The sequence below is a fragment of the Candidatus Venteria ishoeyi genome (assembly GCF_030378065.1).
Taxonomy (GTDB): domain Bacteria; phylum Pseudomonadota; class Gammaproteobacteria; order Beggiatoales; family Beggiatoaceae; genus Venteria; species Venteria ishoeyi.
Genome location: NZ_JAUCGJ010000047.1, coordinates 16,095 through 36,267, shown reverse-complemented (window position 1 = coordinate 36,267; position 20,173 = coordinate 16,095). Strand labels below are relative to the sequence as shown.

The 20,173-nt window shown below is 44.4% G+C and carries 7 protein-coding genes; 6 read left to right on the top strand and 1 reads right to left on the bottom strand.

Features of this window, described 5'->3' with window-relative positions; genetic code table 11:
* Positions 1-76: 76 nt before the first annotated feature.
* Positions 77-544, bottom strand: coding sequence for a cache domain-containing protein (locus tag QUF61_RS14365; RefSeq protein WP_289682316.1), 468 nt, complete (start codon positions 542-544; stop codon positions 77-79).
* Positions 545-1,104: 560 nt separating this feature from the next.
* On the opposite strand from QUF61_RS14365, the gene QUF61_RS14360 reads away from it, so the two are divergent.
* From QUF61_RS14360 to QUF61_RS14340, 6 genes are all read left to right on the top strand, one after another.
* Positions 1,105-6,297 (top strand): PAS domain S-box protein, encoded by a 5,193-nt coding sequence (locus QUF61_RS14360; protein WP_289682315.1) that lies wholly within the window; start codon positions 1,105-1,107, stop codon positions 6,295-6,297.
* A gap of 10 nt (positions 6,298-6,307) precedes the next feature.
* Positions 6,308-6,451, top strand: coding sequence for a diguanylate cyclase domain-containing protein (locus QUF61_RS18245; RefSeq protein WP_407080062.1), 144 nt, complete (start codon positions 6,308-6,310; stop codon positions 6,449-6,451).
* A gap of 293 nt (positions 6,452-6,744) precedes the next feature.
* Complete coding sequence (locus QUF61_RS14355; protein ID WP_289682314.1) at positions 6,745-7,005, top strand: diguanylate cyclase domain-containing protein; 261 nt, start codon at positions 6,745-6,747, stop codon at positions 7,003-7,005.
* A complete protein-coding gene (locus tag QUF61_RS14350; protein WP_289682313.1) occupies positions 7,002-14,828 on the top strand; it encodes a PAS domain S-box protein in 7,827 nt (2,608 codons plus the stop codon). The genes QUF61_RS14355 and QUF61_RS14350 overlap by 4 nt, the downstream gene beginning before the upstream one ends.
* Positions 14,825-19,198 carry a hybrid sensor histidine kinase/response regulator gene (locus QUF61_RS14345; RefSeq protein ID WP_289682312.1) on the top strand — a complete coding sequence of 1,458 codons (4,374 nt, stop codon included), beginning with the start codon at positions 14,825-14,827 and terminating at the stop codon, positions 19,196-19,198. The genes QUF61_RS14350 and QUF61_RS14345 overlap by 4 nt, the downstream gene beginning before the upstream one ends.
* On the top strand, positions 19,195-20,124 hold the full coding sequence (locus QUF61_RS14340; protein WP_103921996.1) for a GGDEF domain-containing response regulator: 930 nt from the start codon (positions 19,195-19,197) through the stop codon (positions 20,122-20,124). The genes QUF61_RS14345 and QUF61_RS14340 overlap by 4 nt, the downstream gene beginning before the upstream one ends.
* Positions 20,125-20,173: the final 49 nt, after the last annotated feature.

Sequence of the window (20,173 nt, the reverse complement as noted above, 5' to 3'; positions counted from 1 at the left end):
TCCAGAAAAATACTGAAAATACTTCCAGGTTTAAAAGAAAGCATAAATCTATCTTTTAATCACTGGTCTAAGCGGCTTATTTATAAGCGCCAACACCACAGAAAAACCCTTCTTTATTGGTAACAACATAGCTGGTTTTGTCACGAATCTCTTCACTGCCTGGGTAAGGCCATTTGTAATCAACCCAGCCAGCAGCGGTTTCAGATTTTGCAGTCTTGATCATGCTCTTGAATAAAAAATCACCATATTTGTTGAACTCAAGCAAGTTTTTACCAACCAGTTGAGGTTTCTTGGCATGGGAGAGCATAACCCCTTGCATATCCATACAAAATACATAGAGATCTTTTTCCAGAAAACCTGCTTTATTGTCGGCAAAAGCGGCAAAGGCTTTTTCTTTGCCAGTATCATTCACTGCGGCTGCCGCCTTTTCACTCAAGGCTTTTGCTTCATCCGGGGTGGCCATATCAGCAGTTGCCGCCCAAGTAGCTGAATTCAAGCCTAAAGCCAGTAGTGCAGAACTCAGCAAAACATAAGTTTTCTTCATATTGATATCCTCATTATCTAAAATAGTTGCTAACAGCTAAAAAACCATCCAACAATAAACTCCCGAAGATTGTGCCGTCATAGCGCACCTTTCCAAGGTACGCTAAGGATCGCATAACGATAGTATATAACTCTTGTCACAAGGGAGATGGATGACAGAAAAAATAGAAACAGTTATTGCAGGGCCATCCCTTAAGAAGCTGTTGCTAAAACCTCATGAGTGAAGGCAGAGTAAGGTGTAAAATTTACCCGCTGCTTCTAAGCTCAGTGAGCATAAAAGAGCGCTGATAGAGAGTCAAGATTTTATTTAACTTCACTCAAATACATAGAAGCCTTCATAAAAAATACAACCCTTACTGCGGCTATGATTTAATAAAAGGGAGTGCTACTAGAAGCCTGTCCGAGAACTCAGTTTTTAAAAAACTGGCTTTTTAAGTCATTGATAAATAATAGGTTAAATTTAACAGAATCACTGGCTTTACTACTCTTGGACAGTCTCCTAAGTGGTTTTACCACGATAGTCGGCAATGGAACACGCTACACAGCAGACAGTGAGAAGAAATGAAATCTAAAATTAAAAAGGCACCCATTTTTGGGGAAGAGAAGGTTTTTCTATGGGCAGCAGGAATCCTGATTATAGGAATCACATTTTTTTTCCTGGCCTATCTCATCCATTCTTATTATCAAAAGTCAACGTATTTGGCAACCGAGATTGTCAAGGTCAGTGATAAAATACAATATGAGACAGAATATTATTTTGAAAAGTATATAACTACGCTTGAAACGCTGTCACGAACGCCCTTTATCACCCAACAAAAAACAGAGGTTTGCAACCAGGTGTTTGGGAGGCTGAATGCTGACTCCCCCAATGTGGTTAATTATGCCGCTGTGGATAAAAATGGCGCTTTTTTTTGCTCAGGAATGCCCTTGAATCAACCGGGGCTGGTGGCAAACCTGGATTTCTTCCGAGAACTTTCCCAGGGGAAACCCGAATATATTATGGAGCCGCATAAGGGCCCACTATCCGGTTTACTGGTCACGGGAGTCAGCATCTCTCTATTGAATTCAGCAAGTAAGTTCGATGGTATCATCGGAGTATCGCTAAGGTTTCAAGAGTTACAAAATCTATGGGAAAAGCTCAGCAAGGAACAAGCACACACAGTCGTCATTATTGGACGTGATCAAACCATCCTTTTCACCTCGAAAGATTTCGCTCATACCATTGGAAAACCATTACAGACACTGGCTCCCAACCAGAAACTTGCTGAGCATCACTCACCTGAGACCATTTCTTTGCTATCCCGCAACTATCTTTATCAGATGAGTTCAATTGAAAAGAGTGAATGGAAAGTTATTGTTTTTTCTTCTCCCCAGCTACCGTTGACACAATTTGTTGAGGAACATCCGGAAATCCTTATTTTCGGTATTCCCTTGATAGTTTTAATTGGTATTTCACTGATATTGTTCATTAAAGAAATCCGTGTTATTCCAGAACGCAAGAAGGTGATAGATACCCTGCATGAAAGCGAAGAACGCTATCGCACGCTTATCAACACAATGCTCAACGGTTTTGCTCTGTCCGAAATCATTTGCGACAAAGCCGACAAACCTTATGATTACCGTTTCCTGGAGGTAAACCCGGCTTTTGAAGAGATGACGGGGCTAAGGGCAATAGACATCGTTGGAAAAACGGTGTTCCAAATTCTACCCCAAACAGAATCTTACTGGATTGATACCTGTGGCAAGGTTGCCTTGACCGGGAATCCTGCCCGAATCGAGAACTACGCTCAAGAGTTTGATCGATATTTTGAGATGCTTATCTACTGCCCCCAACAGGGGCAGTTTGCGACTGTGTTCACTGACATCACCGAACGCAGGCACGCCGAGGATGAACTGCGAAAATACCGGGAACATCTGGAAGATATCGTCAAAGAGCGTACCATTGATTTGCACAAGGAGATCAGCGAGCACAAGCAGGCGAAAGAAAAATTACAAAAAAGTAAAGAACAGTTCCGTACTGTGGCCGATTTTACCTACAATTGGGAGTATTGGATTGACCCCGCCGGAAACTATGTCTATGTTTCGCCATCGTGCGAGCGGATCACCGGATATCGTGCTGACGAGTTCATCCAAAATCCAGCTCTGCTCCAGAGCATTATCCACCCCGATGACCGAAGTCTGTTCGCAGACCACACGCACACAGCACTAGAGACAGGCGAGATACTTCCCATAGACTTTCGTATTGTCACCCGCAACGGCGAACAACGTTGGATCGGCCACGTTTGTCAGCCAGTACAGAGTCCTGATGGATGTTCCCTGGGCCAACGCGGTAGCAACCACGACATTACCGAGCGCAAGCAGACGGAAGAGATGCTGCGAGAAAGTGAACACTATCTTAAAGAAGCCCAGACAATCGCCCATATAGGCCATTGGAAGCTTGATCCCGAGACTCAAGAGATAGAAGGCTCCGATGAATTGTTTCGGATTTTTGGTCTCAGCCGGGAGGAAACCACACTTGATGCATTTGCCGCTGTCGTCCATCCAGATGACAGGGAATATGATCTTTCTTGTATCAGGAGAGGGATAGAATATGGAGAAAATTGGAATATCAAACATCGTTTACTCTATAAAGACGGCACTGAAAAGACGATTCATACCATCGGTGAGGCAGTGACCGACGAAACAGGAAAGACTATCTTGCTGGTAGGTACAGTTCAGGACGTGACCGAGCGCAAGCAGACCGAAAAAGCCCTGCAAGAAAGTGAAGAAAGATATCGTTCTCTTGTTGTGAACATGCCATGTGTAAGTTACCGGTGTCAATGCGATGAGTACTGGACTATGGAATTTATCAGCAGCGAAGCAGAGATACTCAGCGGGTATCCGGCAAGCGATTTTCTGAACAATGCTGTTCGAAGTTGGGCTTCAATAATTCATCCTGAAGACAAACACATAGTGGAAATGTTTATCCTGGAAAAAATTACCGGGAAAGAGTATTACACCCTTGAATATCGTATTATTGGTGCTGATGGAGACATCTGTTGGTGCTATGAGAAGGGGCAAGGCATATTCGATGAACAAGGTAAAGTTCGCTTCCTTGATGGAATAATAGTTGATATTACCGAGCGCAAACAGATGGAAGAGGCGCTGCGGGTGAGTGATGAGTGGCAGCGCACTCTGTTGGACGCCATCAGTGGGGCAGGTATTTTACTCTTTGTCGTTGATGACGAGTATCGGGTGCGATTCATGAATGCACCAATGATTGAGGCTTTTGGCGATGTTGTGGGCAAGATCTGTTACCGGGATATGAGTGGTCGTGAGTCGCCCTGCACATATTGCCAGCTACCCAGGGTAATTGACGAGGGGAAAACGACACATTATCAGCCTACAATGACTGATGGTAGAACCTTTGACATTATCGCCGTACCTTATACCGATATTGACAGCACACGCTGTAAACTGGAGGTTATTCAAGACATCACCGAGCACAAACAGGCGAATGAGGCATTGCAACAAGCAAAGAAGGAAGCCGAAGCCGCCAGCCAAACTAAGAGCGAATTTCTTGCCAATATGAGTCATGAAATCCGCACCCCCATGAACGCAGTGATCGGCATGAGCCAAATGCTGATGCGAACGCCCCTGAATGAGAAGCAGAAAGAGTATGTCAATATGGTACATAACTCGTCTCATCTGCTGCTTGGAATTATTAATGATATCCTGGATTTCTCCAAGATTGAAGCCGGCAAGCTGGAATTAGATCCGCACAATTTTCACACAGATAAACTGCTCAATCAGATGAAATCCCTGTTTGGAACGGCTGCCGGAGATCAACACATTGATCTGTTTTTTCATCTATCCCCTGAGCTTCCCGATGCGCTGGTTGGCGACGATCTCCGTCTGGGGCAGGTGCTTACCAATCTTTTGGGTAATGCGATAAAGTTTACCCAACAAGGACTCGTCGAATTATCTGTGACACGGGTAAACAACTCTGAAGCACAGGCGCGGAAGGATTCTTTAGAACCTGATGCTTTGGTGCAGGGCGAAGAGGTCAGTATCCATTTTGAGGTACGGGATACCGGTATCGGTCTGAGTAAAGAGCAGCTTGATACACTGTTTCACGCATTTTCTCAAGCCGATACGTCCACCACACGAAAATACGGTGGCACCGGTTTGGGACTGGTCATCAGCAGCAGACTGATAGAACACATGGGCGGTACGCTTGAGGTTGAATCCATACTTGGAGAAGGTAGCAAGTTTTTCTTTGAACTGACACTTCCTGTGGGGATGCCGGATTTATCAAAAACAGATTGGTCTACACTGAACCTGCACTCGGTCCTGGTAGTTGACAATCATCCCACAGCACGCCGTATCCTGCGGGATATACTGGAAAGCGTACAGGTTGTGGTGACAGAAGCCGAGAGTGGAGCCGCAGCGATTGATGCTGTCAAGGCCGCTGTTCAGGCTGGAGAACCCTTTGATTGTATTTTGCTGGATTGGAAAATGCCCGGAGAATTTGACAGCCCGGGCGTGATCAGAGTACTCAATGAGATACAGGAAGCTGATGACATGGATATACGCCATACATCCATGTGTATTGTCAGTGCCTACAAACAAGATGAGCTACCGGCTGATTGCCCCAAATTTGACGCATTTCTTTCCAAGCCGGTGACCACCTCAAATCTGTTTACTGCCATATCCGAAGCCAGAGGCTATGGGCCAATGGTTTCAGTAGAAACACATGCCATCGACATTCCAGTCTTGACAGATTACGCTGTGCTGCTGGTGGAAGACAACCGTCTGAACCAGGATGTTGCCCTAAATATGCTTGCAGATACAGGCGTTGAAGTTGTTATTGCCAATAACGGCCAAGAAGCCTTGGACAGACTCACACAGCAACAGTTTGATATGATCTTGATGGATTTACAGATGCCGGTGATGGATGGATTTGAAGCGACCCGTCGGATTCGCCAGGATCATGCCGACCTGCCAATTATTGCCCTGTCTGCGGCTGTCATGGATGCTGAACGTGCAAAATCATACAAGGCCGGAGCCAATGCTCATCTTGCCAAACCCATTGACTGCGGCGAACTCTACACCATCATGTGCCGTTACTTACAAAGCAACGGGAAAATGGTTCAATCCCAAACTGACAGCTCGGCTTCAGCTCTTCCCGAATCTCTGAAGGGGTTTGATCTGCAAAAGGGGCTTGAGCGAGCAAATCATAATGCAGATTTTTATCATAGGATGTTATTTCATTTTCAGGAACAACTTGATAGTAAATTTTCTGACATTATGGATAGCCTGGACGTGGAGAATACGGAAGTTCTACACCGGAAAACACATACACTCAAAGGACTGGCAGCGACCTTCGGGGCCACGCATCTGGCTGAAGCAATAACTACTATTCACCAGGCTTTACTTGATGGCACAGAAATAACCGCTGACATGCGCAAAAAATTCCAGCAGACTATGGATGAGGTGAAAACCGGACTGGCGAGCCTGCCCCCGCTTCCTGATATTACTTTGGAAGTGGATTCGGAACAGGGTGTGGTTGCCATGCAAACAATCTTCACAATGCTGCGTAAAAATGAAGTTGTAAACCAGAAGCTGCTGAACACAGTGCTAAGCTATCTCAAGAACACTGTGGGAACAAATACAGCAGATGAATTTGGGAAGTTTGTGCACAAGCTCGAATATGATGCCGCAGTTGCCTTATTAATGAAACTGTCTGCTAAAACAGGAGAAAAACTACAATGAACACCAGCGAATGTCAGAAAAAAGCTCCTGCCCTCATCATATCCCAAATCGCTATGCTTTTGACGGAGGTTTGCAAAGGGAGTGGAGCCACGCCATATACAGTGGCTATCCTTTGCCTTTGTTGATGATTGATATTGATAATTTCAGACAATAGGAGTGAGGATGAAATAAGTGCAGGAACTGGGCACAGGATTTTTATTCATTTTCAAGGCGTGAAAACAGGCGCATAGCAAGCTATGTAACTGCCTAAGTCCAAACAGGCACAACGCAGAAAATGGAGAAAAAGACCAGCCAGGTTGCTGAAGTTATAAAATTCTCGCTCCTAAGGAGTGAGAATGAAATAAGTGCAGGAACTGGGCACAGGATTTTTATTCATTTTCAAGGCGTGAAAACAGGCGCATAGCAAGCTATGTAACTGCCTAAGTCCAAACAGGCACAACGCAGAAAATGGAGAAAAAGACCAGCCAGGTTGCTGAAGTTATAAAATTCTCACTCCTAAGGGCAGCGAACATATCCCACGAGCATTCTGATACCGCTCCGATGCTGATCATCAGCATTGGCGTAGCAACGCATTCACAAGACAACCCTAAAACCAATATGAATGAACTTCTGATGGCAGCAGATCAGGCTCTTTATCAGGCAAAGGCAAAGGCAAAGGGGCTTAATCAGATACAGGCAAAGTTGCCTCAAAAGGAACTAATAACATGAATAGTAAACCCAAAAGTCCTCCCCGCAGTATCCTGTTCGTCTGGATGATGGTCATAATTATAAATACCTTTGCGGTATCAGTCATTTTTGCAGCGATTATGGCTTATTACCGATCCACGGATGTGATGGAAGCGACTGACAGCAAGCTACTTATGGCAGCGGAAATGTCGCGTGAAATTTTGGGGCAGAATTATCACGACCAAATAGACGATTCATCATCGGTATCCGAGGAGCAATTCAGTCATATTGTCGAGCGCAATGACGACCTGTGCCGCAGGCTCGGTCTTCAGTACCTATGGAGCGTTCTGCATCTGGAGGATGATCGCCTGGTTTTTACTTCAGCCACCCATTCAGATGTCAATGATGTCACCTCACCCAGCGCATCTTTTTTTGAGACTCATCGAGACCCTCAGGCTTTTGCACCGGCTATGGGTTCACAAATGAAGCCCGCCTTCTCCTCTTTTCATAATGAGTGGGGGACAGGTAGGCATGTCCTTGTTCCCCGAAAAGATGCTCAGGGTCGCACTTATATGTTCGGTGCTAGTATTCAGTTAGCTGAATATGATGCCCTTGTTCATCAATCCTTGCTGACCGCGCTTGCAATCTGGTTTGTGGTTATGTGTATTACTTTTCCGGTGGCCTTTATTTTTTCGCGCCGCATAATTTCCCCCATAACCGAACTGACTGCCGCCGCTGACCGAATGGCTTCAGGCGATCCGGGAACCCCGCTTCCGTCTTCCGGTACTCAAGAATTACAATCCCTCTCTTCTTCCTTCGACCGGATGCGCTATGAACTAAAGCAACACACGGAGGAACTGTGCAGGAGTGAAGAGCAGCTCGCTCTAGCCATGTCGGTAGCAAATGATGGAATTTGGGATTGGTATATGAAGGATTCCAAAATAATTTTTGATGATCGCTATTACACAATGGCAGGGTATGAACCGCAGGAATTTAAGAGCTGTTTTGAGGAATGGGAACTTCATGTTCATCCCGATGATCTAGCGCATTGCCATAAAGCGATTGAGCAATATCTTGTTGGAACAATCCCACAGTATGATGTTGAGTTTCGCTTCAAGCGTAAAGATGATAGCTGGATGTGGATTCGATCTCTGGGCAAAGTAGTCGAGTGGGATGATGGGCAGAAACCGGTACGTTTTCTTGGTATTCATTCCGACATTACCGAGCGCAGGCAGGTCGAGGATACCCTGCACGAAAGCAAAGAACGCTATCGCACACTGATCAACACAATGCTCAATGGTTTTGCTCTGCATGAAATCATTTGTGATGAGACCGACAAACCTTATGATTACCGTTTCCTGGAGGTAAACCCGGCTTTTGAAGAGATGACGGGGTTGATGGCAACAGACATCGTTGGAAAAACGGTACTCCAAATTCTACCCCGAACAGAATCTTACTGGATTGATACCTGCGGCAAGGTTGCCTTGACTGGAATTCCTGCTCGAATTGAGAATTATTCTCAAGAGATTGGTAAGTATTTTGAGGTGCTTGTCTACTGCCCCCGACATGGTCAATTTGCAACCGTATTCACTGACATCACCGAGCGCAGGCACGCAGAGGAGGCGTTTCGCGGGAGTGAAGAGCGTTTTCGAAAATATTTTGAACTGGGCCTGGTGGGTATGGCGATTACGTCACTGGAAAAGGGTTGGCTTGAGTTTAACGATACACTGTGCAATCTGTTCGGTTATTCTCGTCAGGAATTTTCGCAGCAAACCTGGATTGGGCTAACCCACCCTGATGACATGGAGGCTGATACAACCCAATTTAATCGAGTATTAAATGGAGAAATCGATGGTTATTCTCTGGAAAAACGTTTTATCCACTGTAATGGCAGTATTATCTATGCAGACATCTCGGCGAATGCTATTCGTAAGGACGATGGCTCTGTTGATTACTTTGTGGCATTGGTGCAAGACATCACCGAACGCAAAAAGGCTGAGAATGAACTACAAAAATACCAGGAACATCTGGAAGAACTTGTCGAAAAGCGTACTATTGATTTGCGTAAGGAGATCACCGAGCGCGAGCAGGGTGAGGAAAAAATCAGGCGACAAAATAAATTTTTGAACAATGTCATAGAATCCTTGGATCATCCTTTCTATGTCATCAATGCAGATGACTACAGCATCGTTCTTGCCAACTCACACGCCCGAGCGTTGGGCAGTGCTGATGCAAATACCTGTTATGCAATGACTCATAAACAGACTTCTTTCTGTCAAAGCACTGAGCATAGCTGCCCCCTGCAAGAATTGAAGAAAACCAAAAAAGCGGTTGTTATAGAACATATTCACCACGATCAAAACGGCAATCAAAGAGAAGTCGAAATCCATGGTTTTCCTATTCTTAATGAAACAGGTGAGCTAGTTCAGATGATAGAATACACCTTGGATATTACCAAACGCAAGCTGGCGGAGAAGGCACTACAGGAGAAAACCTATGCACTTAGCGAACGGGTCAAAGAATTAAATTGTCTGTATGGGTTGTCACAACTACTTGAAACTACCAATAGTTCTCTCAGCAGTATTTTACAAGGTGTTGTTGATATTATTCCTCCCTCTTGGCAAGACCCAGATATTACCTGTGCCAGACTTGTGTGTGCTGGTCAAGAATACAAAACTGAGAATTTTCAGGTAACATCTTGGCAACAAGCAGCCGATGTTCACGTGTACAGTCAACTGTTTGGCTGCCTGGAAGTGGGTATTATAGAAGCGAAGACGGTCAGTAGTGATAATAAGGCATTCCTATACGAAGAACAATTATTGCTCAACGCTCTAGCTGAACGTCTGGGGCAGATTATTGAACATAAACAAGCAGAGGAAAAATTACGCCAGCGAGAAAGTTATCTATCTGCACTGAATCATATTAAAGAAATTCTGCTTGCATCCGAATCAGAAGATATATTTCATCAGGTGGTCGATATTATCGGTCTTGCTGCGTTAGCGAGCCGAGCATACATTTTCATCACTCATACAGATGAAAACAGCAAAGTTCTAATGAGCCAGAAAGCGGAGTATTGTGCCGAGGGGATCACACCGGAAATCAATAATCCCGAACTTCAAAATTTTAAGATTCAATTGTATGAACGGTTGTATGTAACATTAACCCAGGGTGATATCATTAGTGGGATAATTGAAGATTTTCCTCCAGATGAGAAACAACTTTTTGAACCACAGGGTATCAAGGCGATTCTTTTGATTCCAATTATGGCAGAGAAAGAACTTATCGGATTTATCGGTTTCGATAATTGTATATCTGCAACAACATGGGGTTCGGTAGAGCAAAATTTCCTAGGCAGCATTGCCCATGATTTAGGGCTGTTTATCGCAGCAAACCGATCACAAAGGCAATTGCACTCAGAATACCTTCGTTTTCAAACAGCTATGGATGCAATGGATGCCATCGTTTATGTGGCAGATATGAAAACCTATGAGCTATTATTTTCAAATAAATCATTTAATGAATTGTTTGGAAATGCGATAGGTGAGAAATGTTTTCGTGTGGTACAAAAAGGACAAATGACACCTTGCGATTTTTGTACTAATGATCGACTACTTGACGCAAATGGGGAACCTAAAGGGCCATATGTATGGGAATTTCAAAATACTATCACTCAGCACTGGTATCAATTGAGAGATCAAGCAATACGCTGGCCGAACGGGAGACTTGTCAGGCTGGAAATTGCGATTGACATAACCGAGCGCAAGCAGGTGGAAGAGGATCTGCGAGAAAGCAAAGAAAGGCTCCGCTTGCTTAGTGACAACCTGCCTGCTGGTTATGTCTATCAGGTATTGATAGATGTTAATAATCAAACAAGACGCTTTACTTATGTTAGCGAAGGTGTTGAGAAAGTCCATGAAATTCCTGCGGCTGATGTCCTGAGAGATGTATCGCAGCTTTACGGACAAATATCCGAAGAGGATGCTTGTTTGGTTATCAAACAAGAGAATGAAGCTATTGAAAATATGAGGGCTTTCAAATCCGAAGTTCGATTCAAACTTCCTTCAGGAAAAATAAAATGGCTTCTTCTCAATTCTTCTCCACGCCGATTATCGAACAATGAGAATATTTTTGATGGGGTTGCAATTGACATCACCGACCGCAGGCAAACTGAACAAGCTTTGCAGCAAAGTGAAATGAACTTCCGCACCTTTTTCGATACCGTTGATGACTTTCTCTTTATTCTGGATGAGCAGGGCAATATTAAACTCTCCAATGAAACGGTCAGTAAACGACTGGGCTATTCCACCGAAGAACTAACCGGTCAGCCGGTGTTGTTTGTACACCCCAAAGACCGCCATCAAGAAGCCGCATATATTGTAGCTAAAATGATTCAGGGTGAAGATATCCACTGTCCTGTTCCCCTGCAAACAAAAAGTGGCGAGTTGATCCCCGTTGAAACACGGGTAACAAGTGGAATATGGAATGGTAAACAGGCTCTTTTTGGCGTTAGCAAAGATGTGTCCGCCCTAGCTATTTCTGAAGAAAAATTTGTCAAAGCATTTCATAAGAACCCGGCTATTGTCGGTTTGAGTGAGTTAGAAAGCGGCAAATTCATTGAAGTCAACCAGACTTTTTGTGACAAACTTGGTTTTACTCTGCAAGAAACCATTGGCGAGCGAGCCTCAGAGTTGATACAAATGAATACTAACTTTAGAGAAGAGGCGATAACCGAGCTGAAAGAAACGGGAATATTAAATAATGCAGAAGCAATTATTTATACCAAAGATGGTATGCCCATAGATGTGCTGTTATCGGCAGAGATTATTGAACTACAGGGCAAGCAGTATAATTTTACTACCGCCATTGATATTACGGAGCGCAAGCAGGCAGAAGAGGAGATTAAACGACAAAGCGGCTTAATCTCCTCCTTGCTGGATTCGATACCTGATATTATTTTCTATAAAGATATGGATGGCGTCTATCTTGGCTGTAATCCACCATTTGCCGAGCTTATCGGCAGACCCAAAGAAGAGATTATAAACAAAACAGATTATGAGCTGTTTGATAAAGAAATTGCTGACTTATTCCGTAAAAATGACAAACTCATGCTGGAAAGGCGTGAAACACGTAACAATGATGAGTGGGTCACCTACCCTGATGGTAAGAAAGTATTAATAGATACTTTGAAAACGCCTTATTGGGGGCCAAATGGTGAGATACTTGGTATTCTCGGTATTAGTCGTGATATTACCGTTCGCAAGCAGGCAGAAGAAGAGATTAAACGACAAAGTGGTTTAATCTCCTCCTTGTTGGATTCGATACCTGATATTATTTTCTATAAAGATACAGATGGAGTCTATCTTGGCTGTAATCCACCATTTGCCGAGCTTCTCGGTAGACCCAAAGAAGAGATTGTAAACAAAACAGATTATGATCTGTTTGATAAAGAAACTGCTGACTTTTTCCGAAAACATGACAAACTCATGCTGGAAAGGCGTGAAACACGTCACAATGATGAGTGGAACACATATCCTGATGGCAAAAAAATATTACTGGATACTTTGAAAACACCTTATTGGGGGCCAAATGGTGAGATGCTTGGCATCCTCGGTATTAGCCGTGATATTACTGTTCGCAAGCAGGCGGAGAAGGCATTACAACAAGCTAAGAAGGAAGCCGAAACTGCTAACCAGGCCAAAACTGAATTTCTTGCCAATATGAGCCATGAAATCCGCACCCCCATGAACGCCGTGATCGGCATGACTCAAATGCTGATGCGAACAGATCTAAATGACAAACAGAAAGACTACGTTAATACAGTTCATAGCTCGTCTCACCTACTTCTTGGAATTATTAACGATATTTTGGATTTCTCTAAGATCGAGGCAAACAAGCTAGAATTAGACCTGCACAATTTTCAAATAGATGATTTGCTGGCCCAAATGAAATCTCTGTTTGGAACGGCTGCCGGAGATCAGCAGATCGAGCTGTTTTTCCATGTAGCGGCTGATCTTCCCCATACATTGGTTGGTGATGCCCTCCGTTTAGGGCAAGTGCTGACTAATCTGTTGAGTAATGCGATCAAGTTCACCCAAAAAGGATTTGTTGAACTGTCCGTGACCCAGGTCAATACTTCTGAAGCACAGATACAGGAGAAGGTCAGCATCCGTTTTGAGGTGCAGGATACTGGCATTGGTCTGAGTGAAGAGCAGATTGGCTCATTGTTTAATGCATTTTCTCAAGCTGATACATCCACTACTCGAAAATATGGTGGCACTGGTTTGGGACTGGTTATCAGCAGCAGACTGATAGAACACATGGGTGGCTCGCTTGAGGTTGAGTCCACACTTGGAGAAGGCAGCAGTTTTTTCTTTGAACTGAAGCTTCCTGTGGGTACGCCGGAGGTAAAAAAAGCAGATTGGTCTACATTGGAACTGCACACTGTCCTGGTGATTGATGATCATCCCACAGCACGCCATATCTTGCGAGATATACTGGAAAGCGTACAGGTTGTGGTGACAGAAGCCGAGAGTGGAACTGCGGCACTTGAAGCTATAAAGGCTGCTGAACACGCTGGTGAACCCTTTGATTGTATTTTGCTGGATTGGAAAATGCCCGGAGAATATGATGGTCCCAGTATGATCAAAAAACTGGATGAGATGCAGGAAGCTGGCGAAGTGGATATACGCCATACATCCATGTTTATTATCAGTGCTTATAAACAGGATGACCTACCAACTGATTGTCCTAAATTTGATGCATTTCTTTCCAAGCCCGTGACTGCCTCAGATCTATTTAATGCTGTCTCCGAAGCCAAGGGTACAGCTATATCAGTCAAGACAAATGACATAGATATTCCAGTTTTGACGGATTACACTGTTCTTTTGGTAGAAGACAACCGCATAAATCAGGATGTCGCCCTGAATATGCTTGAGGATACAGGGATTGAAGTTGTTATCGCCAATAATGGCCAGGAAGCATTGGAAATACTGAAAAAGCAAGAGTTTGACTTAATCTTGATGGATTTGCAGATGCCAGTAATGGATGGATTTGAAGCGACCCGTCGTATTCGCCAAGATCATTACAAATCGCCGATTATTGCCTTATCAGCGGCTGTTATGGACGATGACCGCAGAAAATCATACGAGGCAGGAGTCAATGCCCATCTTGCCAAGCCTATTGACTGTAATGAACTCTACACTATTATGCGCCATTACTTACATAGTAGTGGGAAAGTGGTTCAATCCAAAACTGATGATTCGGCTTCAGCCTCTGCCCTCCCAGAATCTTTAAAGGGGTTTGATCTGCAAAAGGGGCTTGAGCGAGTGAATTATAATGCAGATTTTTATCACAGGATGCTCTTTCGTTTTCTTAAACAACTGAATGAGACATTTGTAGATATTGTAGAACGCTTAGAGGGGGAGAATACAGAGGACACATACCGGAAAATACATACACTCAAAGGACTGACGGCGACCGTTGGGGCCATGCATCTGTCTGAAGCAGTTGCTACTGTTTATCAGGCTTTAGAGGATGGCACAGAAATAACCACCGATATGCACAAAGAATTGCGGCGAGCCATCGCTGAGGTGAAAGCCGGACTGGCAGATTTGCCCCCGCTTCCTGATATTACCCTGGAAGTGGAACCGGAACAGGGCGCGGCTGCCATACAGGAAACCCTCGTAGCACTGCGTAGAAATGAAGTTATAAACCAGGAGCTACTGAACACTGTGATTAGCTATCTCAAAGATACTGTGGGCGCAAATGCAGCAGATGAATTCGGGAATCTGGTGAACAAGTTTGAATATGACGTGGCAGTTACCTTATTAGTAGAATTGACCACCAAAATAGAGGGAAAACTGTGAAGAACATCATTATGTTCATCGCTATGCTGATTCACCTGGTGTTGCCACTGAACGTCTATGCTCAAGATGTTAATAAGATCAAATTCAGTCATATTACCGTTGAGGATGGGCTTTCACATCATGAAGGACTGTTTGTTATCCAGGACATGCAAGGATTTATGTGGTTCGGTACCAAGCATGGTCTCAATCAATATGACGGTATGCACATAAAACCGTTCTTTCATGATTCAGAAGAACCGAACAGCATAAGCGGTAATTTTGCACATTGGATCGATGAAGACCCATCCGGTGTATTGTGGATTGCAACCTGGGGCGATGGTATCAGCAAATATGATCCTGTCTCTGGCAAGTTTAGTAATTATTATCATGACAAAGCTGATCCCCGCAGCCTGGGGAGTGATAATGTCTGGTCGCTGTTTGTAGACCGAAAAGGTCTGGTATGGGCAGCCACTGCTGGTGGCTTGAGCAAATTCAATCCAAAGACAGAAGTCTTCACCCGCTATCATCATGAGCCACAGAATCTGAATAGTTTGAGTCACAATATGGTCTCCAGAGTAAGTGAAGATGCTCAGGGTATATTGTGGATATCAACTTATGGCGGTGGTTTGAATCGATTTGATCCAAATACTGAGACATTTACCCGTTATAGGCACAGTAATGGCGACCCCACCAGTCTGAGCCATGACAATTTATGGGGGGTGTACATCGACAACCGTGAACGTATCTGGATCGCATCGGAAGCAGGATTAAACCAGTTTCATCCAGACACAGAAACATTTACCAGCTATCAACATGATGCTACAAATCCTCAGAGTCTGAGTATCAACACCGTGACGGTGATGCATGAAAATGGTGATGGGATGCTGTGGCTGGGGACGTTTGGAGGCGGATTAAATTGTTTTGATCCTGAATCAAAAATATTCACACAGTATCGGCATGATCCTCAAGATCCGTACAGTCTTATCAATGATACTATCATGGGGATTGAGGAAGACAGCACTGGTACCATCTGGGTAGCTACCTTTGGCGGTATTGACAAATTCGACCCTGGAGAACATCAGTTCACGCACTACCAGAATGATCCCAACAATCCCCATGATTTGAGTGATTCCAGAGTACGCAGCATCTATCAAGATCGCAATGGCTCGGTGTGGATAGGAACCGATGGCGGGCTTAATCACCTTGATAAAACACGCCGCAGCTTTGCCCATTACCTGCATGATGCCGATGATCCAACCAGTATCAGCGGTAATGATATATGGGCTATCAGCCAGGATATACGCGGGGATATGTGGTTTGGCACACATGGAACGGGACTCAACAAATTTAATCCTGAACAGGAAACATTTGTGCGCTATGGATTTGATTCACAGAACCCAAATAAGCGTTCCAACCACGCTATTTATGATCTGGTTGTGGACAGGAAAAGAGATGTTATCTGGATTGCTGACTATCTGTCAGGTCTGGATAAATTTGATATTGGCAAGGAAACATTTACGCACTATCACTATGATGAGAGCAATCCTGATGGAATCGTCTCCAACTGGTCGTTGACGGTCAGTGTCGATTCCAAAGGCTTGGTTTGGGTAGGGACTGAAGCTGGATTAAGTCGTTTTAACCCGGAAACCGAACAGTTTACCAATTTTACCTACAATAGAAATGATCCAAAAAGTTTGAGTAATAATATGATTCAAATGATCTATGAAGACAGCCAAAATATTGTCTGGATAGGGACGGCTGATGGCCTGAATAGATATGACGAAAATACTCAGAGCTTTACACACTACAACAAGAAGGATGGTTTAGCATCTAATCATGTTGTGGCTATGGCAGAAGATGATCAGGGGCAACTCTGGATCAGTACAGATAAGGGCTTGTCACGGTTTAATTCACAGATGACAACATTTAGAAACTATGACCAGCGGGATGGCTTACAAAGTAATCATTTTCTGATGCACTCAGCCCATAAAAATGAGGCAGGTGAACTATTTTTTGGAGGCACAAACGGCTTCAATATCTTTCACCCCAATGAACTTACTGACAACCCGCACATTCCAAAGGTTGTTTTTACAAATGCTCTACTGTTTAATCAGCCGATTCCGGTGGGTGAAGAGTCTCCGTTAGCCAGGCATATTCATCACGCTCAATCCATTACGCTAAGGCATAATCAGTCTACATTCAGTCTTGAATTTGTTGCTTTGAACTATAGAAATTCACGTAAAAATCAATACGCCTATATGATGGAAGGCTTTGATCGGGATTTTACGCAGACAGATAGCGAACATTGCAAGGTGACATATACGAACTTAGACCCCGGTCGTTACAGCTTTCATGTCAAAGCATCAAATAATAATGGGGTGTGGAATGAAGAGGGACATTCGATCAATATTCTGATTCTGCCGCCCTGGTGGGAAACAGTATGGTTCAGAGGCACAATGCTTATACTGATGGCTATCCTGTTCTTCTGGATAGTACGTGCAAAAGTTCAGAGGGTTCACAAAAGAAACCATCAATTGGAAAGACAGGTGGCTCAGCGGACGATAGAATTACAGCAGGCAAACCATATTGCGGAAGAATCCCGTAAAACCGCCGAAGCCGCCAGCCATGCCAAAAGCGAATTCCTCGCCAATATGAGTCATGAAATTCGCACGCCCATGAACGCAGTGATCGGCATGAGCCAAATGCTGATGCGAACAAATCTAAATGATAAACAAAAAGAGTACATCAATACAGTTCATAACTCGTCTCATCTGCTTCTTGGTGTTATCAATGATATACTGGATTTATCCAAGATTGAGGCCGGTAAACTAGAACTGGATCTGCACAATTTTTATACCAATGATCTGCTCGGGCAGATGAAATCCATATTTGGAACAGCTGTTGAGGATCAACACATTGAGCTGTTTATTTATCTATCTCCCGATCTTCCCCTAACTCTGGTTGGCGACTCCCACAGGTTAGGGCAGGTGCTTACCAACCTTTTGAGTAATGCGATTAAGTTTACGGAACAAGGGTTTGTCAAACTGTCTGTGGTACAGGGCAATTCATCACAAGCACAGGCACAGAGTGATGCAGTCAGTATCCGTTTTGCGGTGCAAGATACCGGCATTGGCTTGAGTAAGGAACAGATTGACTCTCTGTTTTGCGCATTTTCTCAAGCCGATACCTCCACCACTCGAAAATATGGTGGCACCGGTCTGGGACTGGTCATCAGCAGCAGGCTGGTAGAACGCATGGGTGGCACGCTTGAGGTTGAATCCACGTTGGGAGAAGGCAGCACATTTTTCTTTGAACTAATCCTTCCTGTGGGTACACCGGAATTAAAAAAAGCAGATTGGTCTACTGAGACAAATGCTGTTGAGATCCCTGTCCTGGCAGATTACACCGTTCTGCTGGTGGAAGACAACCGCCTGAATCAGGATGTTGCCCTGAATATGCTTGCACAGACAGGTGTTGAGGTGGTGATTGCCAATAACGGTCAGGAAGCTCTGAACAAGCTCACCCAACAACAGTTTGATATAATCTTGATGGATTTACAGATGCCGGTGATGGATGGATTTGAAGCAACCCGTCGTATCCGCAAGGAACATGCCGACCTGCCGATCATTGCCCTATCTGCGGCAGTCATGGATAGTGATCGCACAAAATCACACGATGCCGGAGCCAATGCTCATATTGCCAAACCCATTGACTGCGGTAAACTCTACACCATCATGTGTCGTTACTTACAGCGCAAAGGAAAAACAATCCAGTCCAGGACTGACGACTTGAATTCACGCCTCCCTGAATCTCTAAAAGGGTTTGATCTGCAAAAGGGGCTTGAGCAAGCAAATCATAACGCAGATTTTTATCATAGAATGCTCTTGCGTTTTAAAGAACAACTGGATGGTGCCTTTTCTGACATTATGGAGATCCTGGACAGAGAGAATACGGAGGAGACATACCGGAAAATACATACACTCAAAGGATTGGCGGCGACCTTTGGGGCCGTGCATCTGTCTGAAGTTGTTGCTACTGTTTATCAGGCTTTACAGGATGGCACAGAAATAACCGCCGATATGCGCAAAGAATTGCAGCGAACCATCGCTGAGGTGAAAACCGGGCTGGCAGATTTGCCCCCGCTTCCTGATGCCACTCTGGAAGTGAACCCAGAACACGGCGCGGCTGCCATGCAAGCGATCCTCATAGCACTGCGTGAAAATGAAGTTGTAAATCAGGAGCTACTGAACACCGTGGTAAGCTATCTCAGGGATAGCGTGGGAGGAAATATACCAAATGAATTCGGGGAGCATGTAAATAATTTCAAATATGATGACGCAATTTCCTTATTAATGAAACTATCCACTAAAGTAGGGGGGGAACTGCAATGAATACCATTAAACCTCAGAAGACAGGTCGCATTCTCATCATTGATGATCAACCGGAAAATATCCATGTATTGGCCAATATTCTTCAAAAAGAATACGAAGTTCAGGCGGCAACCAACGGTGCCAAAGCATTGGAAATCACATACGGAAAAAATCCACCGGATCTAATCTTGCTGGATATCGTCATGCCAGAAATGGACGGATATGAGGTCTGCCGCAGACTTAAGGCTAATAAGCAGATACGTGATATTCCGGTGATTTTTGTGACGGTCAAAAAATCAGTCGAAGATGAGGAATATGGTTTTAACCTGGGAGCAGTGGATTACATTTCCAAGCCATTCCAGCCTACCGTTGTTCGAGTCAGAATACGAAACCACATGAACCTCAAGCTCAAGACCGAGATACTGGAAAAACTTTCCCTGCTGGACAGCCTGACAAATATCCCCAATCGCCGATCTTTTGACAAAGAACTACAACGGGAGTGGAAGCACGCCTTGCGCAGTGGGCATCCTTTGCCCGTGTTGATGATGAATGTTGATCATTTCAAGCACTACAATGACAACTACGGATATGGCGCTGGAGATGAATGCCTGAAACACATTACCGAAGCAATGAACAAGAAACTGAGGAGGCCGTTAGATTTTTTCGCCCGTTACGGAGGCGAGGAATTTGTGGCTCTGTTGCCGAACACAGATGCCCCAGGCACCATGCAGATGGCAGAGCAGCTACGGGCAGCGGTTGCAGAGGCGAATATACCTCACGAGTATTCTGATACCGCTCCGATGGTGACCATCAGCATTGGCGTGGCAACGCATTCACAAGAAACCCCTAAAGCCAGTCTGGAGGAACTGCTAATGGCGGCAGATCTGGCCCTGTATCAGGCAAAAGAAAAGGGACGTAACCAGGTACAGACAGATTCTCCAATCTGATGGTACAACTCAGTGGAAATATAAGCACTCATTGAACGCTTGTAGGCAG